Annotated in this window: 24 protein-coding genes; 10 read left to right on the forward strand and 14 right to left on the reverse strand. The window is 67.8% G+C overall.

The features are described 5' to 3' along the window. Both ORK51_RS13830 and ORK51_RS13835 read left to right on the forward strand, forming a co-directional pair. Positions 1-366 (forward strand): SufE family protein (locus tag ORK51_RS13830; protein ID WP_266085226.1); only part of this gene is annotated, 366 nt, incomplete at its 5' end. Then, the gene (locus ORK51_RS13835) at positions 363-1,616 is read left to right on the forward strand and encodes an MFS transporter (protein ID WP_046273203.1); all 1,254 of its coding nucleotides are present in this window, start codon (positions 363-365) and stop codon (positions 1,614-1,616) included. The genes ORK51_RS13830 and ORK51_RS13835, both read left to right, overlap by 4 nt. A gap of 66 nt (positions 1,617-1,682) precedes the next feature. Here the strand turns inward: ORK51_RS13835 and dksA are convergent, their stop codons facing one another. Continuing rightward, positions 1,683-2,954, reverse strand: a complete 1,272-nt coding sequence (gene dksA, locus ORK51_RS13840) for an RNA polymerase-binding protein DksA (protein WP_261997016.1) — start codon at positions 2,952-2,954, stop codon at positions 1,683-1,685. A 272-nt stretch (positions 2,955-3,226) separates the two neighbouring features. Between dksA and yidD the strand changes: the two genes are divergently transcribed. The 3 genes from yidD to ORK51_RS13855 are packed head-to-tail and all read left to right on the forward strand — an operon-like array spanning position 3,227 to position 5,673. Further along, positions 3,227-3,484, forward strand: coding sequence for a membrane protein insertion efficiency factor YidD (gene yidD, locus ORK51_RS13845; RefSeq protein WP_019182827.1), 258 nt, complete (start codon positions 3,227-3,229; stop codon positions 3,482-3,484). Then, complete coding sequence (locus ORK51_RS13850; RefSeq protein WP_266085229.1) at positions 3,485-4,831, forward strand: dihydroorotase; 1,347 nt, start codon at positions 3,485-3,487, stop codon at positions 4,829-4,831. It begins immediately after the preceding gene. After that, positions 4,831-5,673, forward strand: coding sequence for a M23 family metallopeptidase (locus ORK51_RS13855; RefSeq protein ID WP_266085231.1), 843 nt, complete (start codon positions 4,831-4,833; stop codon positions 5,671-5,673). Before ORK51_RS13850 ends, ORK51_RS13855 begins: the two co-directional genes overlap by 1 nt. 77 nt (positions 5,674-5,750) lie before the next feature. Here the strand turns inward: ORK51_RS13855 and ORK51_RS13860 are convergent, their stop codons facing one another. From ORK51_RS13860 to efp, 5 genes are all read right to left on the reverse strand, one after another. Beyond that, positions 5,751-6,458: a squalene/phytoene synthase family protein gene (locus tag ORK51_RS13860; protein WP_070425548.1), complete on the reverse strand. Its 708-nt coding sequence runs from the start codon at positions 6,456-6,458 to the stop codon at positions 5,751-5,753. A gap of 18 nt (positions 6,459-6,476) precedes the next feature. Beyond that, positions 6,477-7,160, reverse strand: coding sequence for a phosphoglycolate phosphatase (locus ORK51_RS13865; protein ID WP_070425549.1), 684 nt, complete (start codon positions 7,158-7,160; stop codon positions 6,477-6,479). Further along, positions 7,153-7,884, reverse strand: a complete 732-nt coding sequence (ubiG, locus tag ORK51_RS13870; RefSeq protein WP_266085235.1) for a bifunctional 2-polyprenyl-6-hydroxyphenol methylase/3-demethylubiquinol 3-O-methyltransferase UbiG — start codon at positions 7,882-7,884, stop codon at positions 7,153-7,155. The genes ORK51_RS13865 and ubiG overlap by 8 nt, the downstream gene beginning before the upstream one ends. Before the next feature lie 16 nt (positions 7,885-7,900). Beyond that, positions 7,901-9,244 carry a TRZ/ATZ family hydrolase gene (locus ORK51_RS13875; RefSeq protein ID WP_070425551.1) on the reverse strand — a complete coding sequence of 448 codons (1,344 nt, stop codon included), beginning with the start codon at positions 9,242-9,244 and terminating at the stop codon, positions 7,901-7,903. Positions 9,245-9,470: 226 nt separating this feature from the next. Beyond that, entirely contained in the window at positions 9,471-10,040 is a 570-nt protein-coding gene (gene efp / locus ORK51_RS13880; protein WP_019182820.1) for an elongation factor P, read from the reverse strand. Between the two features lie 126 nt (positions 10,041-10,166). Between efp and epmB the strand changes: the two genes are divergently transcribed. After that, the gene (gene epmB / locus ORK51_RS13885; RefSeq protein WP_019182819.1) at positions 10,167-11,171 is read left to right on the forward strand and encodes an EF-P beta-lysylation protein EpmB; all 1,005 of its coding nucleotides are present in this window, start codon (positions 10,167-10,169) and stop codon (positions 11,169-11,171) included. Here the strand turns inward: epmB and ORK51_RS13890 are convergent, their stop codons facing one another. The 3 genes from ORK51_RS13890 to ORK51_RS13900 form a co-directional block, all read right to left on the reverse strand. Next, positions 11,172-13,298 carry a putative bifunctional diguanylate cyclase/phosphodiesterase gene (locus ORK51_RS13890; protein WP_070425552.1) on the reverse strand — a complete coding sequence of 709 codons (2,127 nt, stop codon included), beginning with the start codon at positions 13,296-13,298 and terminating at the stop codon, positions 11,172-11,174. Next, entirely contained in the window at positions 13,295-14,218 is a 924-nt protein-coding gene (locus ORK51_RS13895) for a phosphate/phosphite/phosphonate ABC transporter substrate-binding protein (protein ID WP_429000679.1), read from the reverse strand. Before ORK51_RS13895 ends, ORK51_RS13890 begins: the two co-directional genes overlap by 4 nt. 61 nt (positions 14,219-14,279) lie before the next feature. Next, on the reverse strand, positions 14,280-15,053 hold the full coding sequence (locus ORK51_RS13900; protein WP_266085240.1) for an RNA methyltransferase: 774 nt from the start codon (positions 15,051-15,053) through the stop codon (positions 14,280-14,282). Positions 15,054-15,172: 119 nt separating this feature from the next. Here ORK51_RS13900 and ORK51_RS13905 point away from each other — a divergent pair, with 119 nt between their 5' ends. Next, the gene (locus ORK51_RS13905; protein ID WP_019182815.1) at positions 15,173-16,000 is read left to right on the forward strand and encodes an inositol monophosphatase family protein; all 828 of its coding nucleotides are present in this window, start codon (positions 15,173-15,175) and stop codon (positions 15,998-16,000) included. A gap of 113 nt (positions 16,001-16,113) precedes the next feature. On the opposite strand, the gene htpX is transcribed toward ORK51_RS13905, so the two are convergent. Then, positions 16,114-16,986, reverse strand: a complete 873-nt coding sequence (gene htpX / locus ORK51_RS13910) for a protease HtpX (RefSeq protein WP_019182814.1) — start codon at positions 16,984-16,986, stop codon at positions 16,114-16,116. A gap of 93 nt (positions 16,987-17,079) precedes the next feature. On the opposite strand from htpX, the gene gluQRS reads away from it, so the two are divergent. From gluQRS to phaR, 3 genes are all read left to right on the forward strand, one after another. Next, entirely contained in the window at positions 17,080-17,985 is a 906-nt protein-coding gene (gene gluQRS / locus ORK51_RS13915; protein WP_070425554.1) for a tRNA glutamyl-Q(34) synthetase GluQRS, read from the forward strand. A gap of 53 nt (positions 17,986-18,038) precedes the next feature. Continuing rightward, the gene (phbB, locus tag ORK51_RS13920) at positions 18,039-18,779 is read left to right on the forward strand and encodes an acetoacetyl-CoA reductase (protein ID WP_019182812.1); all 741 of its coding nucleotides are present in this window, start codon (positions 18,039-18,041) and stop codon (positions 18,777-18,779) included. Between the two features lie 181 nt (positions 18,780-18,960). Next, positions 18,961-19,500, forward strand: a complete 540-nt coding sequence (gene phaR / locus ORK51_RS13925; protein WP_019182811.1) for a polyhydroxyalkanoate synthesis repressor PhaR — start codon at positions 18,961-18,963, stop codon at positions 19,498-19,500. 102 nt (positions 19,501-19,602) lie between these two features. Here the strand turns inward: phaR and ORK51_RS13930 are convergent, their stop codons facing one another. The 4 genes from ORK51_RS13930 to ORK51_RS13945 form a co-directional block, all read right to left on the reverse strand. Continuing rightward, the gene (locus ORK51_RS13930) at positions 19,603-20,565 is read right to left on the reverse strand and encodes a TraB/GumN family protein (protein ID WP_070425555.1); all 963 of its coding nucleotides are present in this window, start codon (positions 20,563-20,565) and stop codon (positions 19,603-19,605) included. Positions 20,566-20,567: 2 nt separating this feature from the next. Next, positions 20,568-21,509 carry a DUF1684 domain-containing protein gene (locus tag ORK51_RS13935; RefSeq protein ID WP_266085246.1) on the reverse strand — a complete coding sequence of 314 codons (942 nt, stop codon included), beginning with the start codon at positions 21,507-21,509 and terminating at the stop codon, positions 20,568-20,570. A 10-nt stretch (positions 21,510-21,519) separates the two neighbouring features. Next, the gene (gene mutL, locus ORK51_RS13940; RefSeq protein WP_266085248.1) at positions 21,520-23,403 is read right to left on the reverse strand and encodes a DNA mismatch repair endonuclease MutL; all 1,884 of its coding nucleotides are present in this window, start codon (positions 23,401-23,403) and stop codon (positions 21,520-21,522) included. A 104-nt stretch (positions 23,404-23,507) separates the two neighbouring features. Next, positions 23,508-25,118 carry an N-acetylmuramoyl-L-alanine amidase gene (locus tag ORK51_RS13945; RefSeq protein ID WP_266085328.1) on the reverse strand — a complete coding sequence of 537 codons (1,611 nt, stop codon included), beginning with the start codon at positions 25,116-25,118 and terminating at the stop codon, positions 23,508-23,510. Positions 25,119-25,164 lie beyond the last annotated feature (46 nt).

Here is a 25,164-nt window from a genome sequence, read left to right on the forward strand (position 1 = left end):
TTCTTCGGTGACTGGTCCGAGCGCTACCAGTACCTGATCGACCTGGGCCGCAAGCTGCCCGCCTTCCCGGAAGAATGGAAAACCGAAGCGCACCGCCTGCTCGGTTGCCAGTCCATGGTCTGGATCGTGCCGGAGGGCAACGCCGAGGCCCTGCGCTTCCACGCGATCAGTGATTCGGCGATCGTCTCCGGGCTGATCTACCTGGCCCTGCGCGTGTATTCGGGCCGTTCCGCTGCCGAGATCCTGGCCACCGAGCCAAGCTACATCCAGGACATCGGGCTGTCGCGTCACCTCTCGCCGACCCGCAGCAACGGCGTGGCGGCGATGCTGGCCTTCATCCGCGACACCGCGCAAGCGCAGTCGTGACGCTCTCCGCCGATCCGCAGGAGCCCGACAGCGCCCTGCAACTGCTGGCCCGCCCGGGCTTTTCGCTGGTGCTGGCGTATCGCATCTTCGCGATGCTCTCCTACCAGATCGTCGCGGTGACGGTCGGGTGGCATATCTACGAAGTCACCCGCAATCCGTTCTCGCTGGGCCTGATCGGCCTGGCCGAGGTACTGCCATTCTTCTGCGTGGCGCCATTTGCCGGCTACCTGGTCGACCACCTGCCCCGCCGCCGGCTGGGCATGGTCGCCTGCAGCGGGCTGGTGATGACCGCGCTGGTGCTCACCGCGGTGGCCCAGGGTTGGCTGCCGTTCCACGGGGTGTGGCCGATCTACGCGGCGATCGCACTGACCGGCATGGTCCGCGCGTTCCTCTCGCCGATCTACAACGCGCTGTTCGCCCGTGTGCTGGAGCGCACCCAGTACGCGCGCGGCGCGGGCCTGGGCGCGGTGGTGTTCCAGGCGGGCATGGTGGCCGGCCCCGCGCTGGGCGGCGTGCTGGTGGCCTGGGGCGGCAAGGGGGTGGCCTACGGCGTGGCGGTCGGCGTGTCGCTGATCGCGCTGGGCTGCCTGGCGGCGCTGCGTGTCTCCGAGCCGGTGCATACGGGCCCGGCGGCGCCGATCTTCAAGAGCATCGCCGAGGGCGGCCGCTTCGTGCTGGGCAACCGGATCATGGTCGGGGCGATGGCGCTGGACATGTTCTCGGTGCTGCTCGGCGGGGTGGTGGCGATGCTGCCGGCGTTCCTGCACGAGATTCTCCACCACGGCCCGGAAGGCCTGGGCGTGCTGCGCGCGGCGCCGGCGCTGGGCTCGGTGTGCGTGGGCCTGTGGCTGGCGCGTCGCCCGTTGCAGCGCAATGCAGGGCGCGTGCTGTTGTTCGCGGTGGCCGGTTTCGGGCTGTGCGTGATCGGGTTCGGGTTGTCGTCGAATTTCTGGTTGTCGGCGGCGATCCTGCTGTTCTACGGTGCCTTCGATGGTGTCTCGGTGGTCGTGCGTTCGACGATTCTGCAGTTGGCGACGCCGGAGGAGATGCGCGGGCGGGTGTCGTCGATCAATGGCATTTTCATCAGTTCGTCCAATGAGCTGGGCGCGTTCTATGCGGGCACGATGGCGAAGCTGCTGGGGCTGGTCCCGGCGGTGGTGCTGGGGGGCTTTGCGGTGTTGAGCGTGGCCGGCATCACGGCGTGGAAGAATCCGACGCTGCGTCGGTTGAATCTGCGCGATCTGCATTGAGGATTTGGCCAAAAAAAACCCGGCCGAAGCCGGGTTTTTCGTAGAACAGCACAACCAACAGCGCGATCAGTCGCCCTGCTGCTTCTGCAGGTGCTCCCAACGCTCCTGCGCATCGATCGTGCGCTCAGCGGTCAAACGGGCTTCCAGACGATCCAGACCGATCTCTTCGCCGGTATCCACGCAGAAACCGTAGTCACCGTCTTCCAGACGCTTCAGCGTGCTGTTGATCTTGCCGATCAGCTTGCGGTAACGATCACGGGTACGCAGTTCCAGCGAGTTCTCGGTCTCGCGGGTGGCGCGCTCGGCCTCATCGCCGATATCACGCACTTCTTCCTGCAGATTCGCGATGGTCTGCTTGGATTCCTCGACCAGATCATTGCGCCAGTGCTGCAGGCGCTGGCGGAAGTACTCCAGCTGCAGCGGGCTCATGTATTCCTCTTCCGCGCTCGGCTTGTAACCGTCGGGCAGGATCGGACGACCGGTGGCTTCGTCAGTCTTGTATTCCACCACCTTCACCTTGGTGCGCGGGGCCGGGGCGGCCGAACGCGCTGCCACGGCAACGGCGACCTTGCCGACCGGGCGGGACACGGGCTTGGGGGCGGACTCGGACTTGGCGGGGGTTTTTGCAGGCGATTTCGAAACGGGCACGGGATTCTTGTTTTGCGGGGCCTTGGAGGCGGGGGTGGCTGCGACCGGCGCCGGCGCGGAGGCCGGAGGGGTGACAGGTTTGGCCGCGCTCTTGGCCGGGACAGACTTGGCCGGGGCCGGCGATGCCGGCTTCGGTGCGGACTTCACTACGGGTGCTGCAACCGGCTTGGCGGCCGGCTTGGATGCCACGGGCTTGCTGGCGGTCTTGCTGGCCTTCACCGGCGTGGCCGGTGCCTGCTTGACCGCGGTCTTCTTCGCCGGTGCCGGCTTGGATGCCGGTTTGGCGGCAGCAGGCGTCACGGTCTTCTTGGCCGCCGTCTTGCTGGCAGCGGTTTTCTTGATGGGCGCCTTGCTTACCGGCTTGCCCGCCGCGCGCTTGGCGGGCGTGGCAACCGGCTTGGCGACCGTCGACTTCTTGGCAACGACCTTCTTGGCGACGGTCTTCCTGGCCACCACCGTCTTGGCAGCAGGCTTCTTGGCGACCGCCTTCTTGACGGCTTTGGCGGGCGACTTGCTGGCCGCCTTCTTGACGGGTGCCGTCCTGGCAGCCGGTTGTTTGGATGCAGGCTTGCCCGCCGGCTTGGCGGCCGGCTTCTTGGCAACGGACTTGGCCGCCAACTTCTTTACAACAGGCTTGGCGGTTTTCTTGGCGGCCTTGACGGCCTTCTTTGCAGTTTTTTTAGCAGCCACGAAACGCTCTTCCTTGGATTCCCCGGGGCCCGGGAAAGCGGGCCTTTATAGCCTACCCGACCAGCAGCAGCAACCACACCGCCTACTCCGTTCAGCCCCGGAGTCGCAAGGCGTGCGACCGGTCCACCTGGCTGGCGGGCCGACGTGCGCAGTTCGGTACCTGACCCGGCGACACCGCCGGGGCGGCCCGTCGCGCGCGTGGGTGCGGACGGGTCCAACGCCCCATCCTGCGACAAATGCGGCCTTCATGCCAACTGGAATAAGATTGGGGGGTGATCTCACGCCTGCTCATCGCCCTGCTGCGCTTCTACAAGCGCTTCATCAGCCCGCTGCTGGGGCCGCGTTGCCGCTTCATGCCCAGCTGTTCTGAATACGCCATGCAAGCCATCGCCACCCATGGCCCCGCGCGCGGCAGCTGGCTGGCCGCGCGCCGGCTGGGCCGCTGCCATCCCTTCCACCCCGGCGGTATCGACGAGGTGCCGCCGCGCGCCGCGCACGACGCCGCCTGCCGCTGCACAGGAAAACACTGAATGTCCTCCACGCTCATCGTCAACGCCCGCCTGGTCAACGAAGGCACCATCACCCAGGGCGACCTGCGCATCCAAGATGGCCGCATCGCGCAGATCGGCCCCGGCCTGGACGCCCGTCCGGGCGAAACCGTGGTCGATGCCGCCGGCCGCTGGCTGCTGCCCGGCATGATCGACGACCAGGTCCATTTCCGTGAGCCCGGCCTGACCCACAAGGGCGACATCGCGACCGAATCGGCCGCGGCCGTCGCCGGGGGCCTGACCAGCTTCATGGACATGCCCAACACCAGCCCGCCCACGCTCAATGCCGAGATCCTGCAGGCCAAGTACGATGCCGCCGCCGGCCGTGCGCGCGCCAACTACGGCTTCTACATGGGCGCCAGCAACGACAACCTGGCCCACATCCAGTCGCTGGACCCCAAGACGGCGCCGGGCATCAAGGTCTTCATGGGTGCCTCCACCGGCAACATGCTGGTCGACAACCCGGAAACGCTCGATGCGATCTTCCGCGATGCGCCCACGCCGATCATCACGCACTGCGAAGACACGCCTATGATCGACGCCAAGGCCAAGGAGTACGCCGAGAAGTACGGTGATGCCCTCAGTGCCGAGCAGCACCCGGACATCCGCTCGCGCGAGGCCTGCCTGAAGTCCTCCGAGCTGGCCGTGTCGCTGGCGAAGAAGCACGGCACCCGCCTGCACGTGCTGCACATCTCCACCGCCGATGAGCTGGCCCTGTTCGAACGTGGCCCGCTGATCCGCGCCGATGGCAGCCGCAAGCAGATCACCGCCGAAACCTGCATCCATTTCCTGCGCTTTGACCGCAGCGATTACGCGCGGCTGGGCAACCTGATCAAGTGCAACCCGGCGATCAAGGAAGCCAGCGACCGCGAGGCGCTGACCCGCGCCGTGGCCGATGACGTGATCGACGTGCTCGCCACCGATCATGCGCCGCACACCTGGGAAGAGAAGCAGAAGCCCTATGCACAGGCGCCGTCCGGCCTGCCGCTGGTGCAGTACGCGCTCGTGGCCGCGCTGGAGCTGGTGCACGAAGGCAAGCTGGAGATCACCCAGGTCGTGCAGAAGTTCGCGCATGCCCCGGCGCAGCTGTTCGACGTCAGCCAGCGCGGTTACCTGCGCGAGGGCTACTTCGCCGATCTGGTGCTGGTCGAGGACGTGCCCTTCACCGTCAAGCGTGAAGACGTGCTCTCCAAGTGCGGCTGGTCGCCCTTCGAGGGCACCACCTTCCGCTCGCGCATCGCCTCGACCTGGGTCAACGGGCAGTTGGCATGGGATGGCGAGAAGCTGGTGGGCTCGCCGAATGGCCAGCGCATGAGCTTCGACCGCTGATGCGGGCACGGGTGTTGAGTGCGGCCCTGGCGGCCGCCGGCGTCGCGGCGATGGGCAGTCTGCTGCCCTCGCCCGTCATGGCCCAGGCCGAGGCGCGCGTGGTGTTCCCGGCCAGCGCCTCGCAGGGCGCGATGGTGATCGGCAAGGTGCCGGCCGGCAGCGTCGTGCAGTACGGCGGCCGCACCCTGCGCGTGAGCGGGTACGGCAGCGTGGTGTTCGGCATCGGCCGCGATGAGAAGGGCCCGCTGCAGGTGCAGGTGACGCGCCCGGACGGCGGCAGCGAGACGGTCAGCATTGCGGTCACCCCGCGCGACTGGCCGACCGAGCGCGTCAACGGCGTGCCGCCGAAAACGGTCAATCCGCCCCCGGCGATCGCCGAGCGGATCAAGCGTGAGCAGGCCCAGGTCACCGCCGCGCGTGCCCGCGATGACAACCGCGCCGACTTCGCACAGGCCTTCATCTGGCCGGTCCAGGGCCGGATCAGCGGCCGCTTCGGCAATGCGCGCGTCTACAACGGGCAACCCGGCTCAGGCCATTCGGGCATGGACATCGCGGTGCCGACCGGCACCCCGGTGAAGGCACCGGCGGCGGGCGTGGTCACCTTCGCCGGCCCCGACCTGTATCTGACCGGTGGCACGCTGCTGCTCGATCACGGCTTCGGGATCAGCTCGAACTTCCTGCACCTGTCGCGTATCGACGTGAAGGTCGGCGACCGCGTTGAACAGGGTCAGGTGATTGCCGCCGTGGGCGCGACCGGCCGCGCGACCGGGCCGCACCTGCATTGGGGCATGAACTGGTTCGATACCCGCATCGATCCGCTGCTGGTGCTGGAACGGAAGTAACGCTGTGGTAGGTGCCGATCCTGGTCGGCACGGTCGCACAGAGCGTGCGGACCAAGGTCCGCACCCAACAGAAACAGTCAGCCGCGCGCCCCCCACCAGGCCAGCCACAGCGTACGCATCGGCGTGGCCTGGTACTGGCGGTCCTGCGCCCAGGTCTTCTGCCGGGCGCGCGCCAGGGCGGCGTACAGACGGCGCGGGCGCGGGCCTGCGACCCGGGCTGGCCACTTCGCCAGCAGCTGCTGCGCCCACCGGCGTGGCGCGGCGCTGTCGTCCTCGGCCAGCAGCGAACGCGGAATGGCAGCGACGCCACTCTCGTGCAGGCGCTGGGCCAGGGTCTGCACCAGCACCGGCGTGGCGACATCGCCACGCGCCGGCGTCTGGAACATCACCGCTTCCACCGCGGCCACTGCGGCCGCATAGGCCTGCAACGACCGCAGCGCCTGGGCCGGATCAACCGGTACCGCGCGCGCTTCGATCAGGTCCGGCAGGGTATCTGCCAGCTGCGCCCACGGCGCGCGGACCGGCTCGAGCACCCGGCCCAGCGGATGGCGCGAGCGCTGCACGGACCAGCTGCGCAGTTCCTCGCCCCACCACGCCAGCTTGGCGTCGGAGGGCATCGGGTCGCCGGCGGTATTGAGGATGTCGTCGAACTCCTGCAGCAGCGAGAACCACGCCACCACCAGGGTGCGCTGGCGCTCGGGAACGAAGCGTTCGGCCACCTGCCACTCGGGCCAGCGGGTCCGCCACTTGTCCAGGAAACTGTCCAGGGCGCTGGAAGTACTCACGATGTATTCCTTGAAAGGCTAGAGCGTGCGCGGAAGCGGCCACGCCTTGGCATGTTGCAGGTGTTCGGGCAGTGCGACGAGGGTGTCGGCACCCCACGCCAGCGGATCGTCGGCGTCCAGCCGGTAGCCCCACAACGCGGCGACCGAGGCCATGCCGGCGGCGTTGGCGGCGACGATGTCGCGCTCGTCATCGCCCACATAGACACAGGTGCCCGGGGCGATGCCCATGCGTTCGGCGGCGACCAGCAGCGGCAGCGGATGCGGCTTGCGCTGGGCCAGGGTATCGCCGCCGATCAGCACCTTGCAGCGCTGTTCCCAGCCCAGCTGCGGCACGATCAGCCGGGCCAGGTATTCGGGCTTGTTGGTGACGATGCCCCAGGCACAGCCGGCCGCATCAAGCGCCTCGAGCATGCCGGCGATGCCGTCGAACAACACGGCGTGCTGGCCGATCAGGCCTTCGTAGCGCTCCAGGAACTCCGGCACCAGCGCATCGCGCTCGACCTGCCCCAGCGCGGGGAACGCCACCGAGACCATCGCACGCGAGCCTTTGGAGACCACCGGGCGCAGCGCGTCCAGGGTGATCGGCGCGCGCCCGCGGGCGGCCAGCATCGCATTGGCGGTGGCCAGCATGTCCGGCGCGCTGTCCAGCAGGGTGCCATCCAGATCGAACAGCACCGCCGGCGGGAAACCGGCCTCAGACACGTGCGACGTCGTCCGGCTTGACCGCGTGGGCCAGGTAATTGATGTCGGTGCGCGTGCTCAGGCGGGCACGGTTGCGCCACGGCTCATAGGCCATGCCGCTGACATCGCGCAGGTTGAAATCGGCCTCGCGCAGCCACTTGCCCAGCTCGGCCGGCTTGATGAAATCCTGGTAGTGGTGGGTGCCCTTGGGCAGCAACCGCGCCACGTACTCGGCGCCGACAATCGCCACGGCGAACGCGGCCGGGGTGCGGTTGACGGTGGAGAGGATTAGCTGGCCGCCGGGCTTGAGCAGGCGGTGGCAGGCGGCGATGATCGCGCCCGGGTCCGGCACGTGCTCGAGCATTTCCATACAGGTGACCACGTCGAAGCTGCCCGGCTGTTCGGCGGCCAGGTCTTCAGCGGCCTGCACGCGGTAGTCGACGGTAACGCCGGTCTCCAACCCGTGCAGGCGTGCGACCTTGACCAGCTCCGGGGCCAGGTCGATCGCGGTCACGTCCGCGCCTTCCTTGGCCAGCGCTTCGCTGAGCAGGCCGCCGCCGCAGCCGATATCGAGCACGCGGGCGCCGCGCAGGGTCACGCGCCGGGCGACGTACTGCAGGCGCACCGGGTTCAGGGCATGCAGCGGCTTCTGCGGGCCGTCGACGTCCCACCAGCGGTTGGCGAGGGCGGCGAACTTGTCCAGTTCGGCCTGATCGAAATTGGTGGACGCATGGGGGGTGTTCATGGGGATCCTTGGTGCATCAAGCACGGATGTGTCGGATACGCTCGCGCCACTGGCGCGCGTTGGCGACGATCGCCGCGGTGTCCATGCCGACCAGTTCGCGCTGGACCAGCTTGGGCTGGCCGGCGATCCAGACATCGCTGACCTGATGGCGGCCGGCGGCATACACAAGCTGCGAGAGCACATGGTGCAGCGGTTGGGTTTCCAGTGCGGACAGGTCCACGCAGACCAGATCGGCCTGCTTGCCGACTTCGATCGAGCCGATGCGGTCACCGAAGCCCAGCGCGCGGGCGCCGCCAAGCGTGGCCGCACGCAGCGTGGTGGCCGCGTCCAGCGCGGTCGCGTCATTGGCGACGGCCTTGGCCAGGATCGCCGCAGTGCGGTTCTCGCTGAACATGTCCAGGTCGTTGTTGCTGGCGCAGCCGTCGGTGCCGATCGCCAGGTTCACGCCAGCACGCTGCAGCGCGCAGGCCGGGCAGAAGCCGGAGGCCAGCTTGAGATTGGATTCCGGGCAGTGCACCACGCTCACGCCGCGCTCGGCGCACAGGTGGATTTCGGCCTCGGTCAGCTGGGTCATGTGCACGGCGATCAGGCGGTCGTTGACCAGGCCCAGCCGGTCCAGGCGCGCCAGCGGGCGCTGGCCGTGCAGCTTGAGCGAGTCGCTGATTTCCTGCGCGGTTTCATGCGTGTGCAGGTGCACCTGCATGTCCAGTTGGTCGGACAGCATGCGCACGCGTTCGAAATTGGCGTCGTTGACGGTATACGGCGCGTGCGGCGCGAACGAGGTGCCGATCAGCGGATCGTTGCGCCACTGGTCGTGCAGCTCGCCGGCCTTGGCGAAGTACTCGTCGTCGGTCTTGGCCCAGGCGGTCGGGAAATCGATGATCACCGCACCGACCAGCGCACGGAACCCGTGCTGCTTGTAGACGGCGGCCTGGACGTCGGAGAAGAAGTAGTTTTCGTTGGCGCAGGTGGTACCGCCGCGCAGCATCTCGGCGATCGCCAGGGTAGTGCCGTCGGCCACGAACTCCGGCCCGATCACCGCCGCTTCGACCGGCCAGATGTGCTGCTGCAGCCAGACCATCAGCGGCAGGTCGTCGGCAACGCCCCGCAGCAGGGTCATGGGATTGTGGGTGTGTGCGTTGACCAGACCCGGCATCAGCGCCGCCTCCGGGCGCGAGACGGTCTGCTTCGGCGCAAAGCGCTCGCGTGCTTCGGCACGCGGCAGGATCGCGATGATCTCGCTGCCACGCACGGCCACGGCATGGTCTTCCAGCACCACCGCATGCGGTTCGATCGGGACCACGTAACCGGCTTCGATCAGCAGGTCACAGGTTTCGGGAATGCGGGCGGTGTCGGTCATGCGGACTCACTTTGCTGGAGAAACAGGTCAGCCTGCGGCAGGGCCTACCTCGAACCTTCAGAAGACCGGCCCCTACTGGACGGCTACCGCGATGCTTCTGGAGGACTGGCCCCTGAGTCAGGGGCGGCCGCGAAGCGGCGGGGTATGGGTGCTGGTGAGTCGGGGCCCACGATCCGCAGCGCGGATCGTGGGAGCGCCAGCGCGAATGCGCTGCCGCGTACCCGGATTACTTGCCTGCGCGTGCGGAGTATTCGCCCGAACGGGTGTCGACCTTGATGATTTCATCCTGGTTGACGAACAGCGGCACGCGGACCACCGCGCCGGTTTCCAGGGTGGCCGGCTTGCCGCCGCCGCCCGAGGTGTCGCCACGGACGCCCGGATCGGTCTCGGTGATCTTCAGCTCGACGAAGTTCGGCGGCTGGACGAAGATCGGCTCGCCGTTCCACAGGGTGACGATGCAGGACTCTTCGCCCTTCAGCCACTTCTCCGCGCCGCCCATGCCGGCCTTGGTGGCCTGGACCTGCTCGAAGGATTCCGGGTCCATGAAGTGCCAGAACTCGCCGTCGCTGTACATGAAGTCCATGTTGGTATCCACGACGTCGGCCTTCTCCACGTCATCGGTCGCCTTCATGGTCATTTCGACCACGCGGCCGGACTTGATGAAGCGGTACTTCATGCGGGTGAAGGCCTGGCCCTTGCCCGGCTTGACGTATTCGGTCTCGGTGATGACCGCTGGTTCATTGTTGACCAGGATCTTCATCCCGTTCTTGACGTCGTTCATGCCAACAGTGGCCATGCTGAAACTCCTGAATGGGCAAACGCCGCGCAGGCGCGGCGAGCCGGATAGAATGGGAAATCCCACCGACACCGGTGGGGTGACTCGATATTTCTGACCCACATGATAACCGCAGGCCCCCATTCCATGCAGCTTTCCGCCACGCCCCTGGCCGCCCCCGTCCGCTGGCAGCAACGGTGGCGCGAGGCGATCCGCGACCCGCGCGAGCTGCTGCGGCAGCTGGGGCTGGATCCGGTGGCGCTGGGGGTCTCGGATGAGGCGGCCGGCCAGTTCGCGGTGCGCGTACCGCAGGGCTTCGCGGCCCGGATGCGCCACGGCGACCGCCATGACCCCCTGCTGCGCCAGGTTCTGCCGATCACCGACGAGCTGAAGGTCGTGCCCGGCTTCAGCCTGGATGCGGTCGGCGACGGTGCGGCCAAGAAGGCCACCGGGGTCATCCAGAAGTACCGCGGCCGTGCCCTGCTGGTCACCACCGGCAGCTGCGCGATCAACTGCCGCTACTGCTTCCGCCGCCATTTCGACTACGGCACCGAGAACGCCGCCCGCGAGGGCTGGCGCGATGCGGTGGACGCGATCGCCCAGGACCCGGACATCGATGAGGTCATCCTGTCCGGAGGCGATCCGCTGTCGCTGGCCACGCACAAGCTGGTCGAGCTGACCGCGGCGCTGAAGCAGATTCCGCACCTGCGCCGGCTGCGCATCCACAGCCGCCTGCCGGTGGTCCTGCCCGAACGCGTGGATGACGAACTGGTGCAGTGGATCGCGTCGCTGCCGTGGCCGGTGGCGTTCGTGATCCATGCCAACCATGCCAACGAGTTCGATGCGTCGGTGGATGCCGCGATGGCGCGCCTGCGCGCGGCCGGTGCCACCCTGCTCAACCAGGCGGTGCTGTTGCGCGGGGTGAACGATTCGATCCAGGCGCTGCAGGCACTGAGCGAGCGCAGCTTCGCCGCCGGCGTGTTGCCCTATTACCTGTACCAGGTGGACCGGGTCGAGGGCGTGGCCCATTTCGAAGTGGCCGACGACACCGCCAAGGACCTGCATGCGCAGCTCACCGCGCGCCTGTCCGGCTACCTGGTGCCCAAGCTGGTCCGCGAGATCTCCGGCGACAGCAGCAAGCGCCCGGTCTGATCAACTGCCCGATTCGAGCAGCTGCACCACATCGGTCGCGCTGACCGGATGGCTGAGCCAGTAACCCTGGGCCAGGTCGCAGCCGCGCTGGGCCAGCAGGTCGAACTGCACTTCCTGCTCGATGCCCTCGGCCACCACGGTGATCCCCAGGGCATGGGCCATGGCGATGATGGCTGTGGTCAGGGCCAGGTCGTCCGCATCGCGCTGCATGTCGGCCACGAAACTCTTGTCGATCTTGACCCCGTCCACCGGCACCTGGCGCAGATGGCTCAGGCCGGAGAAACCGGTCCCGAAATCGTCCAGCCACACCTTCACACCGGTCCGGTGCAGCTTGTCCAGCAGGGCGGCGGCCAGCATTTCATCGCCGATCACCGCCGTTTCGGTCAGCTCCAGGTGCAGCCGCGAGGCCGGCAGGCCGGTGTCGCGCAGGCAGTCGGCGACCAGCGTGGGCAGTTCGCCGCCGCGCAACTGCCGCGGGGAGACGTTGACCGAAACGAACAGCCCTTCCCCATCGCCCCCGACCGGCCACTGCACCGCCTCGGTGCAGGCCGCGCGCAGCACCTTGGGGCCGATCACTTCGATCAGCCCGCTCTGCTCGGCCACTTCGATGAAGACCGACGGCGGGATCGTGCCCAGGGTCGGGTGCTGCCAGCGCAGCAGCACTTCCACGCCGACCATGCGGCGGTCGCGGGTGCGGAAGATCGGCTGGTAGGCCAGCCGCAGCTCGCCCCGCTCCCAGGCACCGCGCAGCTCCTGCTCCATGTGCACGCGGCGCTCGACCGCATGGTCCATTGCCCGGCTGTAGTAGCGGTAGCAGTTCTTGCCGGCCATCTTGGCCTGGTACATCGCGATGTCGCCGTTCTTGAGCAGCGTGGTGGCGTCGGCAGCGTCATCGGGGAACAGGGTCACGCCGATCGAGGAGCCCAGGAACAGCTCCCGGCCCTGCACCACCAGCGGCTTGCCCAGTTCGCGCACCAGGATCTCGGCCAGTTCGCGGGCGCCGGCGGCGACATCGCCCTCGCCGATCAGGATCACGAATTCATCGCCGCCAAAGCGCGCCAACAGCGCCTCGTCCCCACCGGCCTGGGCCACCGCCGCGCTGATGCGCTGGGCGAACTGCAGCAGCGCCTCGTCGCCGGCCTCGTGGCCGAGCGTGTCGTTGACGCGCTTGAAGTCGTCCATGTCCGCGAACAGCAGGCCCAGCCGGTGGCCGGAGGCCCGCGCGGCCATCAGCCGGTGGTCCAGCGCCTCGCGGAATGCCAGCCGGTTGGTCAGCCCGGTCAGGGCATCGGTATAGGCCATGTGCCGCACTTCGCGGTCGTGCCGGGCGATCGCCTGGCTCATCCGACCGAATGCACGCATCAGCTCACCGACTTCATCCTGGCGCCGGATCTCCGGCATCTGCAGGGTGTAGTCACCGGCCTCGATCTGGCGCGCCGCCCCGGCCAGCCAGCGGATCGGCGTCACCAGGGTGCGCTGCACGTAGATGATCACCACCGCACCAATCCCGACCAGCAGCCCGAGCATCAGCAGCAGCCAGCCCAGGTGTCGCTTGCCGACCTGCTGCAGGCGGTCGCCCAGGGTCTGGTTGGCCTGCTGCTCCATGGCCTGCACATCGTCCAGCGCCATGCCCACGCGCACTCCGCCGATCCGCTGGTTGCCGATCATGATCGGCATCGCGTTGTCGAGCACCTTGGGCGACTGCTGGACCACCAGCTCGCGCGCGCCGGCGGCACCGGCGGCGAGCGGGTCGGTCATCGGCTGGCCGAACTCCAGCACGTCCACCGTGCCATCGTGGATCAGCCGGCCGTTCTCGTCGAACACCAGCACATAGCGCACCACCTGCTGCCGGGAGGTGTTGCGCACCAGCGCCCCGACCTGCTCCAGGTCGTTGTAGTACAGCGGGTTGGCCAGCGCATCGGACAACTCGCGGGCCAGTGCTTCACCACGGCTGCGCACACTGCGGTCGAACAGGTCATGGATGACCGTGCCGCTGAGATGCTGCACCTCGTCCTGCATCGTCGCCTGGCGCCCCAGCACCACGGCCACGATCGCCACCACGACCAGCATCGCGCCGCCCATCGCCAGCACGAAGCGGGCCTGCATTCCCGAACCCAAGCGACTCATTCCACTTCCATCCGCACGCGCGTCAAGCCTTGTTTCAATTCATCCAGCCGGTGCTGCATCTGCGCATCCACCCGGTGGAACCCGGAAGTACCAAAAAATGTCTTCAATGCCGGCTGCGCCTGGGGATCGGATGCGGCATCCAGCAGCACCTGCTGCAGCCGGTCGCGCACCTTCGGATCCAGCCCTTCGCGCACCATCTCCACCGCACGCGGATACGGTTCGGTGCGATGGATGACCCGGAAATCACGCAGGAAGTTGGCCGGAATGCGCTTGCCATCAGACCAGTCCACGCTGCTCACCGCACCGGCATCCACCAGGCCCTTGTGCACGAAGGTGGCGATGTTCGCTTCCGACCGTGCGAAGACGTAACCGACGGTGTCCGGGGCGGCGACATCGCCCAGCGAGGAGAGAATCTCCGGTGTCTCGCCGTGCTGCAACAGGGTCATCACCGGCACCAGATAGGCGCTGGTGGAGGCCGTGTTCTGCAGGGCCAGGGTGTGCCCGCGTAGTGCTTCCAGCGTCTGGATGGGGCTGTCGCGGCGCACGAAGAACACGGTGCGGTACTCGCGCACGCCGCTGCGTTCGGTCAGCAGCAAGGGCCTGGCACCGCTGCGCAGCCCCAATGCGACGGCGGTGCCGGAGGTCTCGGTCACCCAGTCCACGCGGCCGCGGCGCAGGTAGCTGCCCATCTGCTGGGTATCGCGCGCCATCAGGATCCGGCCTTCGGTGATGCCGACGTCGTGCAGGCGCGGAATCACGTAATCAAGCAGGGGCTGCAGCTGCGCATAGTGTGACCTGGGGTCGTCGCTGATCCGTCCCAGCACCAGGACATGGGCGGGTCCGGCAAACGCCGGACCGGTCATCGCGGCGATGGCCAGACACAGCAGCACGCTCTGCAGCAGCCTTCGCAGTCCCGACAAGCCCATCACTCCCCCCAAGGAATCGAGACAGACTACCCGAAAAAATGAGAACTGCGTCAGCTTACAGAGGCTTGTTGGTCGCCAATCGCGCCATGCGCTGTGCGTCGGACAGGATGCCGCGCAGCAGGCGCACTTCCTGTTCACTCAGCTCGGTGCGCAGGAACAGGCGGCGCAGCTTGCGCATCGCCGATTCAGGCGCACGGCCCTTGTGGAAGTCGATCTCATCCAGGGTGTCGCCAAGCTGGCCGAACAGGCCTTCGACCTGCGCATGGCTGGCCGGGGCTTCGCCGAAGCCGGGCTCGGCCGGCGTGGCGACCGGCGCATCGGCTGCGCCCAGGATCGCCATGCGCACTTCGTAGGCCAGGACCTGGACGGCGGCCGCCAGGTTCAAGGAGCTGAACTCAGGGTTGGACGGGATATGGACGGCGGCATGGCACAGCTGCAACTCTTCGTTGGTCAGGCCGGTGCGCTCGCGGCCGAACACGAAGGCCACTTCGGCCGGTTCGGCTGCCTTGGCCAGCACGCGCTGGGCGGCCACGGCCGGCAGCAGTTCTTCCAGCTGGACCCGGCGCGAGCGGGCGGTACAGCCCAGCACGAAGCGGCAGTCGGCCACGGCCTCGGCCAGGGTCGCCACCACCGGGGCATCGCCCAGGACATCCTCGGCCCCGGCCGAGCGGCGGAAGGCCTCCTCATCCAGCGGTTTCTCGGGCGCGACCAGGACCAGGCGGCCCAGCCCCATGGTTTTCATGGCCCGTGCGGCCGCCCCCATGTTTCCGGGGTGCTGGGTGCCGACCAGGACGAAGCGGATGCGGGCGGGAGCGGTTTCTACGGACATGAACGGGCCAAATGCGAGCAGGACAGCGACAAATGGTAAACTGTGCGGCCGGCCTCTGCGCCGGGACCGCTCTTTTCCCCCGCCAAACCCCTACTCTGCCTTTACGGGAGCTTTTCGCCATGCAGAAACCCGCCGTCACCGTCATGGTCAAGGCCGCCCGCCTCGCCGGCAACGTCCTGTTGCGCAACATCAACAAGCTCGAGGCGTTGAACGTCGTGCAGAAGGGCCGCATGGACTATGCCAGTGAAGTCGATGCAGATGCGGAAAAGGTCATCGTCAAGGAACTCAAGCGCGCCTATCCCGAGTACGGGATCATGGGTGAGGAAGGTGGCGTGCAGTCGGTCAACCGTTACATGTGGGTCATCGATCCGCTGGACGGCACCAGCAACTACCTGCGCGGCTTCCCGCATTACTGCGTCTCCATCGCCCTGGTCGAGAACGGTGAGCCGATCGACGCGGTGATCTTCGATCCCCTCCGCAATGAGCTGTTCACCGCCAGCCGGGGTGCCGGCGCGGTGTTCAATGACCGCCGTATCCGTATTGCCGAACGCAAGGATCTGGGCGGCGCGATGATCCATACCGGTTTTGCGCCGCGTGAGCGCCAGCGCACGAGTGCACAGCTGAAGGCCGTCGATGCGCTGCTGGTGCAGGCAGAAGATGTGCGCCGCACCGGTTCGGCGGCGCTGGATCTGGCCTATGTCGCCTGTGGCCGTGCCGATGCGTATTTCGAGGCCGGCGTGAAGGCCTGGGATATCGCCGCCGGTGTGCTGCTGGTCCGCGAAGCCGGTGGCCGCGTATGCGACTTCAAGGGCGCCACGCCGGCCCGCATGGACAGCCGTGGTCCGGAAACCCAGCAGATCGTTGCCGGCAATGTGAAGATCAGCGATGCGCTGCAGAAGGTGCTGGTCAATACGGGCTACGCGGCGGAGTTCGACGCGAAGTTCTGATCGGGCTGGTTCTGGTCTGCATGACGACGGCGCCTTCGGGCGCCGTTGTTGTGTGTGGGAACAAAAACGCCCGGCGAAAGCCGGGCGTTCTGGTCAGCGCATCGCGGTGCGGATCACACCACGGTGTTGTTGGCAGCGCGCAGGGCGGCGATGCGCTCGTCCAGCGGGGGGTGGCTCATGAACAGCTTCCTGGCGGCGCCGCCAGCGATGCCGAAGGCGGCGATCTGGGTCGGCAGGGTGCTCTGGCCGTGGTTGACCTTGAGGCGCTCCAGGGCGGCGATCATCTTCTGGCGGCCGGCCAGGTGCGCGCCACCGGCGTCGGCGCGGAACTCGCGGTGACGGGAGAACCACATGGAGATCATGGTGGCGAACAGGCCGAACACCATTTCCAGGACGAACACGATGATGTAGTAGGCGAAGCCGCGGCCGCCGCCTTCGCGGTTGCCGGACAGGGCGCTGTCGATGAAGCCACCGACGATGCGGGCCAGGACGATCACGAAGGTATTGAGCACGCCCTGCAGCAAGGCCATGGTGACCATGTCGCCGTTGGCGACGTGGGCGATTTCATGGCCGAGCACGGCTTCGGCTTCGTCTTCGCTCATGTTGTGCAGCAGGCCGGTGGAAACCGCGACCAGCGCCTTGTTGCGGTTGGCGCCGGTGGCGAAGGCGTTGATCTCCGGACCGTCGTAAACGGCCACTTCGGGCATGCCGATGCCGGCTTCACGGGCCTGGCGCTCGACCGTGGCCAGCAGCCAGCGTTCGGTCTGGTTGCGCGGCTCGGTGATCACCACCGCGCCGGTGGAGCGCTTGGCCATGAACTTGGAGAGCAGCAGGGAAATGAACGAGCCACCGAAGCCGAAGATCGCTGCAAAGATCAGCAGGCCGCTCATCTGGTTGGGATTGACGCCCGCCACCGACATCACGATGCCGGCCAGGATCAGCACCGCAAAGTTGGTCAGAAGGAAGAGAGCAATGCGACTGAACATGGGAAAAGGACGCTCGTTGGAGGTTGATGACTGCAAATCTGCGGGGACTTCAGCTTGAATTCAAGTCGCAAACTGACCGACGATTCATAGTCCATGTCCGATTCCTCCTATTGCGGGCGCTTCGCGCCCTCGCCCACCGGCCCGCTGCACCCCGGCTCGTTGCTGGCGGCGCTGGGCAGCTGGCTGCTCGCGCGCCATGCCGGCGGCCGCTGGCTGGTGCGGGTGGAGGATGTCGATCCTCCTCGAACGGTGCCCGGTGCAGTGAACGGCCAACTGGCCGTGCTGGCCGCCTTCGGGCTGTGCAGTGACGGGCCGATCGTCCACCAGAGCCAGCGCGGCGCGCTGTACCGGGCGGCGCTGGACCGGCTGCTGCGCGAGGGCAAGGCGTTCGCCTGCCATTGCAGCCGCAGCGAGCTGGCCGCGCAGGGCGGCATCCATCACCACTGCGTGGCCCGCGCCGCGCGCGCGCAGCCGGCGGTGAGGCTGCGGGTACCGCCCGGCAGCGTGGTGGGGTTCGAGGACGGCCTGCAGGGCCGGATCGTGCAGGACGTGCACGCCGAGGTCGGCGACTTCGTGCTGCGCCGGGCCGACGGTTACTGGGCGTATCAGCTGGCGGTGGTGGTCGACGATGGCGCGCAGCACGTGACCGACGTGGTCCGGGGAGCGGACCTGCTCGATTCCACCCCACGCCAGATCCTGTTGCAGCAGGCGCTGGGCTTGCCGACCCCGCGCTACCTGCACCTGCCGCTGCTGCTGGGTCCCGATGGCCGCAAGCTCTCCAAGTCCGAGGCCGCTCTGCCGATCGACCCTGCCGACCCGCTGCCGGCCCTGCGCCGGGCCTGGGCGCAGCTCGGCCAGGACCCGGCGATCGGCGCGGGTGTCGAGGACGTTTCCAGTTGGCTGCACCAGGCGGCGGCCTGCTTCGATCCGGTGCGATTGCCACCGGGCGACATCCCCATGCGGCAAGCGGCTGACGGGGCTGCCCCTTTTGCTCGCTGATGTTGCAGAATCCTGTTCCCCCTTGTTGGCCCTGCCTTTCGGAGTAGCTGCTCATGACATCTCGCGTCGCACTGGTCACCGGTGGTACCGGCGGTATCGGCACTGCCATCTGCCAACGCCTGGCCGACCAGGGCCATCGGGTCGCCACCAACTACCGTGACGAAGCCAAGGCCAAGGCCTGGCGCGAGAAGATGCTGGCCCGCGGCTGCGATGTGGCGATCTTTCCGGGCGATGTATCCGAGCCGGACACGGCCGAAAGCATGGTGCAGGCCGTCGAAGCGGCGCTGGGCCCGGTCGAGATCCTGATCAACAACGCCGGCATCACCCGCGACACCACGTTCCATCGCATGCGTGCGGACCAGTGGCACGACGTCATCAACACCAACCTCAACTCGGTGTTCAACGTCACCCGCCCGGTGATCGAGGGGATGCGCCGCCGCGGCTGGGGCCGGGTCATCCAGATCAGCTCGATCAACGGCCTGAAGGGCCAGTACGGCCAGGCCAACTACGCGGCGGCCAAGGCCGGCATGCACGGTTTCACCATTTCCCTGGCCCGTGAGAACGCGGGTTTCGGGATCACCGTGAACACCATCTCTCCGGGCTACGTGGCAACGGACATGGTGATGGCCGTGCCGGACGAAGTGCGCGCCAAGATCATCGCCGACATTCCCACCGGCCGCCTCGGCAAGCCGGAGGAAATCGCTTACGCGGTGGCGTTCCTGGTCAACGAGGAGGCCTCCTGGATCACCGGCTCCAACCTGGACATCAACGGTGGCCACCACATGGGGTGGTAAGGGCGGCGATGCACCGAGGGCGCGCGGACCGGGCGGGATGTGCGGGCCAACGGCGGGCGAAGGGCCAAATTGCTGCACCCTATGCTGCGCAACATAAATGCGGGCCCTTGCTACTTATGGCGGTTGCATAGGCTGCTGCACTGCGCCATGCTGCGCGCCTACTGTGATGAGTGACTGCTTCATGGCTGCGACCCGCATTATCAAGAAGTATCCGAACCGCCGGCTCTACGACACGGAAATCTCCAGCTACATCACCATAGAGGATGTGCGCCAGCTGATCCTGGATGGTGAGGACTTCGAGGTGCGCGATGCCAAGAGCGGTGATGACCTGACCCGCTCGGTGCTGCTGCAGATCATCGCCGACCAGGAACAGGACGGCGAACCGATGCTGTCCACCCAGCTGCTCAGCCAGCTGATCCGCTTCTATGGCGATTCGCTGCAGGGCTTCATGGGCAATTACCTGGAGCGCAGCATGCAGGTCTTCCTGGACCAGCAGCAGCAGTTCCGCCAGCAGATGGGCAATCTGCTGGGCCAGACCCCGTGGGCGATGATGAACCAGCTGACCGAGCGCAACATGGAGATGTGGCAGGACTTCCAGCGCAACATGGGCACCGGCTTCGGCGGCCGCCCGGGCGGCACCGGAACCGGTACCGGTACCGGCACGGGAACCGGCAAGAAGCCGGAAACCCCGGCGCCCGGCGCAGGCAAGACCCGCCGCTGAGACCGGTTCCGCTGCAGAAAAGAAAAAGGCGCAGCCTCCGGGCCGCGCCTTTTCTCGTTCCGGGGCCAGGCGTCACTGTCGACGCCCCTGTGCCCGATGCCCTCAGCGCTTGGGCTTGGCGCAACCGGTGCAGACGCGCTCGACCTTGTAGCCCTTGGCGCGCAGCTTCTCCACGACCCCATCGCTGCCCAGCAGATGCAGCGTGCCGACCACCACCAGCGTGCCCCCCTGCCCGGCCTGCAGGTGCTGCTGCAGCTTCGGCACCCAGGCATCATTGCGGTCGGTGTTGATGCGCTTGTACAGCTGCGGGTACTGGCCGCGCATCTCGGTGGCCATCGAGGTCCACAGCAGCTTGTCGTCGCCGCGGCGCCAGGCATCGTGCAGCTTGCGCCCCATTTCATCGCCCTTGCCGGCCTGCTCCAGGGCTTCGGCCACCATCTGCTGCTGTTCCTTGGCCGACATGCCCGACAGCACCGCGATCTGCGTGTCGATATCCTCCAGCCCGGCAGTCGCCTTGCCCGCGCTGGCGGCCCGTGTCATGAAATGCCGGTCCAGCCCCAGCGCCGGGTCCAGGCCCATCTTGGTGAACTGGCTCAGGGTGATGGTCAGGCCGACGAACCACGGTTTCATGCCCTGCAACTGGGCCAGCGGCAGCTTGTTTTCCTGCGCATAGGCCTGCAGCCGGGTCCAGGTGGCCGCATCGAGGTCGCGTTTGAGTTCCGAGCCATCGGTGCGCATCGCCGCCTGCACCATCTTCTGCGCCAGTTCGGGCGACTCCATGTCCTGCGGCGAGAGTTCGAACACCACCCGCTGCGAGGCGGCGAAGGCCTGGTCGACATCCGCCGACAGCGGGTAGTCCGTGGGCTGCAGCAGATGGAACGAACCCAGCAGGTACACGCGGCTGTCGCCCGGACCGGTGACCTTCCACAGCAGTGGAACCGGCGGGCTGGCCTTGGCGGTTGCGGGTGCACGCGGCGCGACCGGGCGCGCGTCGGCGCTGACCGTGCCGGCCAACAGGCCCGCAGCAATCAGCAACGGGGACAACAGACGCGACAACATCGACATGTTCAAGCCTCTCCTTCGGGGGCGTGGTACGCCTGCTCACCGGCGTCCACGCGCAGGTCCAGGCGGTTTTCAGGGGGCGTCAGCGGACAGGTGGCAAAGGCCGTGAACGCGCACGGCGGGTTGTAGGCCTGGTTGAAATCGATCACCACGCGGCCCTGGTCATCCGGCGCAGGCAGATCCAGATAACGGCCGGCCGGATAACTGCCGTGACCACTGGTACGGTCACCAAAGATCACGAACAGCGCGCGACCCGGCTCGCCGATGGCTTCCAGCCGCCAGGTGCGGCCGTCGCGCTCGAACTCCACGGCGCCCGCATTGGGCATGGTCGTGGTCAGGCCGGTGATGTCCACGATCGGCAGCGTCTGGCCGGCCGGGTGCGGCACGAAGCGCGCCGTGACGCGCCACGACGCGCCGCCCGGCCAGTACGTCAAGCCGGTGAAGTTCGTCCGCGAAGGCGCGTCGGCGTGCTTGACCCGCAGCGCGAACCGCTCGCCGCGATGGATCAGGCTGAGCCGGCCCTTGCCGTCATCGAAGGCGATGACGGTCGGGGTCGGATCGCGATCGCTGAAGAAGCGGATGCGGCCAGTGACCGGCTTGCCATCCACCTGCATCGCCACCCCACGCTCGGGCGTGAACCAGACGGCGTCACCCTCGCGCGCGACCATGCCCAGCTTGTCCGGGCCGACCGCCAGGCGGATGCCGCTGCCCGGGCCGCGACCGATGTAATGCGCTTTGTATTGCAGCCAATGCAGGCCGACCAGGCTGGTCCAGCCGTCGGCGGCATGCAGTTCCTCGTAGCGCTGTTGGCGCCACTGCTGCTGTTCGGCCTCGAAGGCCGGATCGATCGCCACCTTCGCAGGGGCATCCACCGCTTTCTCGCCACACCCCGCCACGCTCACTGCCAGCAGCACTACGGCCGCCCACACTCCCCAGTGCTTGTTCATGACCGTCCTCTCAACGTCCGCGCAGGAACCAGCGGTCGATTTCCGCCAGCGAAAAACGGGCCCAGGTCGGCCGGCCGTGATTGCACTGACCCGAGCGTTCGGTGATTTCCATGTCGCGCAGCAGGCCGTTCATTTCCGGCACGGTCAGGCGCCGGTTCGCGCGCACCGCGCCATGGCAGGCCATGGTCGACAGCAGTTCGTCGCGGGCGCTGGCGATGCGACGGCTCTGGCCATGCTCGCGCAGGTCGGTCAGCACATCGCGCAGCAGCGCCTCCGGCTCGGCATTGGCCAGCAGGGCGGGAATGCTGCGCACGTGCAGCGAGCCGGGGCCGGCGCGGGTGATTTCAAAGCCCAGCGAGGTCAAGGTCTCCGCTTCGCGTTCGGCGGTATCGGCGTCGCGCTCGCCGACCGCCAGAGTGATCGGCACCAACAGCGGCTGCGCATGCAGGCCCATGCCGTCGTGTGCGGTTTTCAGGCGCTCGTAGCCGATGCGTTCATGCGCGGCATGCATGTCCACCACGATCAGGCCTTCGGCGTTCTCGGCGAGAATGTAGATGCCATGCAGCTGCGCGATCGCATAGCCCAGCGGGGGTACGCCACTGTCGGCCGCCGTGACCGGCAAACCACTTTCGGTTGGCATCGGCGCCAGGCTGCCGCCGGCGGCGTTGCCACCGGGCGCGCCATACAGCGCCGCATAGGCGGAAGGGGCATCGGCCACGCGCAGGCCCAGTGGCGATTGCTGCGGGCGCCAGTCGCCGCCCATGCCACCCCCACCGCCACCACCGGCCGCACTGCCGGCGAGTGCATAGCCACCACTGCCTGATGACGGCAGACCGTAGGCCGGCGCTGCGGTCGCGGCACTCTCCGTGGCGTGCACCTGCGTGCCGGCGGCGGTCATGCCGGCGCGCGTTTCCGCCAGCGCTTCCTTGAGCGTGCGGTACACAAAATCGTGGATCAGGCGCGAATCGCGGAAGCGCACTTCATGCTTGGCCGGGTGCACGTTGACGTCGACACGGGTCGGGTCGAGCTCCAGGAACAGCACATACGCCGGCTGGCGACCATGGAACAGCACGTCGCCGTAGGCCATCTTCACCGCGTGGGCGACGCTGCGGTCACGCACCGAGCGGCCGTTGACGTACAGGTACTGCTGATCGGTGCTGGCCCGCGAGTAATGGGGCTGCGCGATCCAGCCGTGCAGGCGCAGGCCGGCACCGCTGTGGTCCACGCGCAGCGCCTGGTTGGCGAAGTCTTCGCCCAGCGTCTCGCCCAGGCGCGCGTCCGAGTACAGATCGCCGGGCTTGTAGCGGCGCGAAGGTTTGCCGTTGTGCGACACGCGCAGCTCGACATCCGGCCGCGCCAGCGCGAGCGAGCGCAGCCACTCTTCGATATGGCCCAGCTCGGTGCGCTCGGCGCGCAGGAACTTGCGGCGGGCCGGCACGTTGTAGAACAGCTCGCGCACTTCCACGGTGGTGCCCGGCGCATGCGCGCGCGGGGTCACCTCGCCAAGCCGGCCGCCTTCGATCTGCAACGCCGAGCCGTGCTCGTCGATGGCACGGCGCGAGCTCAGGGTGAAGCGGCTGACCGAGGCGATCGACGGCAACGCTTCGCCGCGGAAGCCGAGCGTGGCCACCGACTCCAGATCATCCAGGCTGGCGATCTTGCTGGTCGCATGGCGCGACACCGCCAGCGGCAGCTCTTCCGGCGCAATGCCACCGCCGTCATCGCGGATGCGGATCAGCCGCACGCCGCCCTCTTCCAGGTCGATATCAACCCGCGTGGCGCCGGCGTCCAGCGCGTTCTCGACCAGTTCCTTGACCACGGACGCGGGCCGCTCGACCACTTCGCCAGCGGCGATCTGGTTGATCAGGATCTCGGGAAGCTGGCGGATGCTCATGCGCACCTCCGGCTGACGGAGGTGAGGGGCGCAGCGGCGAGGGGGATTCGGGAAACAGACGTCATCCCGTGATGATAGCGTGCGCCGGGCGGTGGCTGGCGGGCTTACTTGCTGCCGCCCGCCACGGTACCGGCGGCGTCGATCTCGGCCTGGGCGCGCGCAGCGTACAGGGTGCCCGGCGGCGGCTGGCGGCTGAAGAAGGTATGCACGCCATCAAGCACGGCCCCGGCGATCTGGCGCTGGTAGGCCGGATCGATCAGGCGGCGCTCTTCATCCGGGTTGGAGATGAACGCGGTTTCGACCAGCATCGCCGGCATGTCCGAGGTGCGCAGCACTGCGAAGTTCGCCCGTTCGATGTTGGGCTTGTGGTTCTTGCCGATCCGCTTCAGGCCGCCCAGCACATGCCCGGCAGCGTCTTCGGAGGCCTTCATGTAACCGCTCTGGGCCAGATCCAGCAGCACGTTGGCCAGGGTGCCTTCGGTCTGCTGCAGGCGCACGCCACCGACCAGATCGGCCGCGTTTTCCTTGTCGGCCAGCCAGCGCGCACGCTGCGAGGACGCGCCCTTGGTCGAGAGCACGTAGACCGACGAACCGGTGGCCGCGCGGTTCTCGGCGGCATCGGCGTGGATCGAGATGAACATGTCGGCCTTGGCGGCGCGCGCCTTCTGCGCGCGCATCGGCAGCGGGATGAACACGTCGCTGTCGCGGGTGAGGTAAGCCTTCAGGCCGGGCGTTGCGTTGACCTGGCGGGCCAGTTCACGCGCCACTGCCAGGGTGATGTCTTTTTCGCGCTTGCCGGTCGGGCCGACCGCGCCGGGATCCTGGCCGCCGTGGCCCGGGTCGATCGCGATCACCAGCGGGCGCATGCCGGCACGCATCTTCACGCGCGAGGCGTCGCTGGGCATCGCCGGACGCGGGTTCTCCTGCGGCGTCACCGGGGTCGGCGTCGGCGCCGGGGTGGGCACCGGCGCACTGGCGACCACGGCCGTGGTCGACTGACCGGCGAGGATGGCGGCCGGTGAAGCGCTGTTGCTGGCGGCATTGGCGGTGCCGGCAGCGGCCACGTTGACGGTGGTGGCGGTGGTCGCCGCCGGGCCCGGCGCCGGTGCCGAGGTGGCGACGGTGGCGCTGGCCTGCTGACGTACCGAGGCGGTCAGCAAGGCGGTGGCGCGCGCGGCGTCGCTACGCGCCTGTGCGGATTGGGCAGCGGCCTGCGCGGGGGTCGGAGCGGCTGCGGCCGGCGTGGAAGCCGCTGGCGCAGGCGTCGGCGCAGCAGCAGGTGTCGGGGTCGGGCTCGGCGCGCTGGCCACGCGGGTGGACGTCGGCGCATCGCCCGGCCACTCGATCACCAGCCGCGATTGATCCCCCTGCTTGATCATCTGCGGGCGGAACGGCGCGACCGATTCGGCCAGGTCGAACACCACGCGGAACGTGCCCGGCACCGGCTGCCCGGTTCGGACCGCCGTGACCACACCCTTGGGCGCCGGCAGTTTGAGGTTGCGGATCGCGCTGGAGTCCGGGAAATCGACCACCAGGCGGTTCGGACCGGCCAGGGACAGGGTCTTGTAACCCCCGCTGCCGGCCAGCGAAATCTCCGCACGGGTACCGGTCGCACCGGTCTCCACGGCCACCTGGCGGACTTCGCCCGCCCACGACAGCGCGCTCGCCAGACAGAGTCCGACGGCGGTGCAGATGGCGGTGAGTGATTTCCCCATTGGCATGGGTCTGGATTCAATCACCGCGCTGAATGAAATGCAACTC

Origin of the sequence: Stenotrophomonas sp. RIT-551, assembly GCF_026241915.1 — a bacterium.
GTDB classification, from domain to species: Bacteria; Pseudomonadota; Gammaproteobacteria; order Xanthomonadales; family Xanthomonadaceae; genus Stenotrophomonas; species Stenotrophomonas bentonitica_A.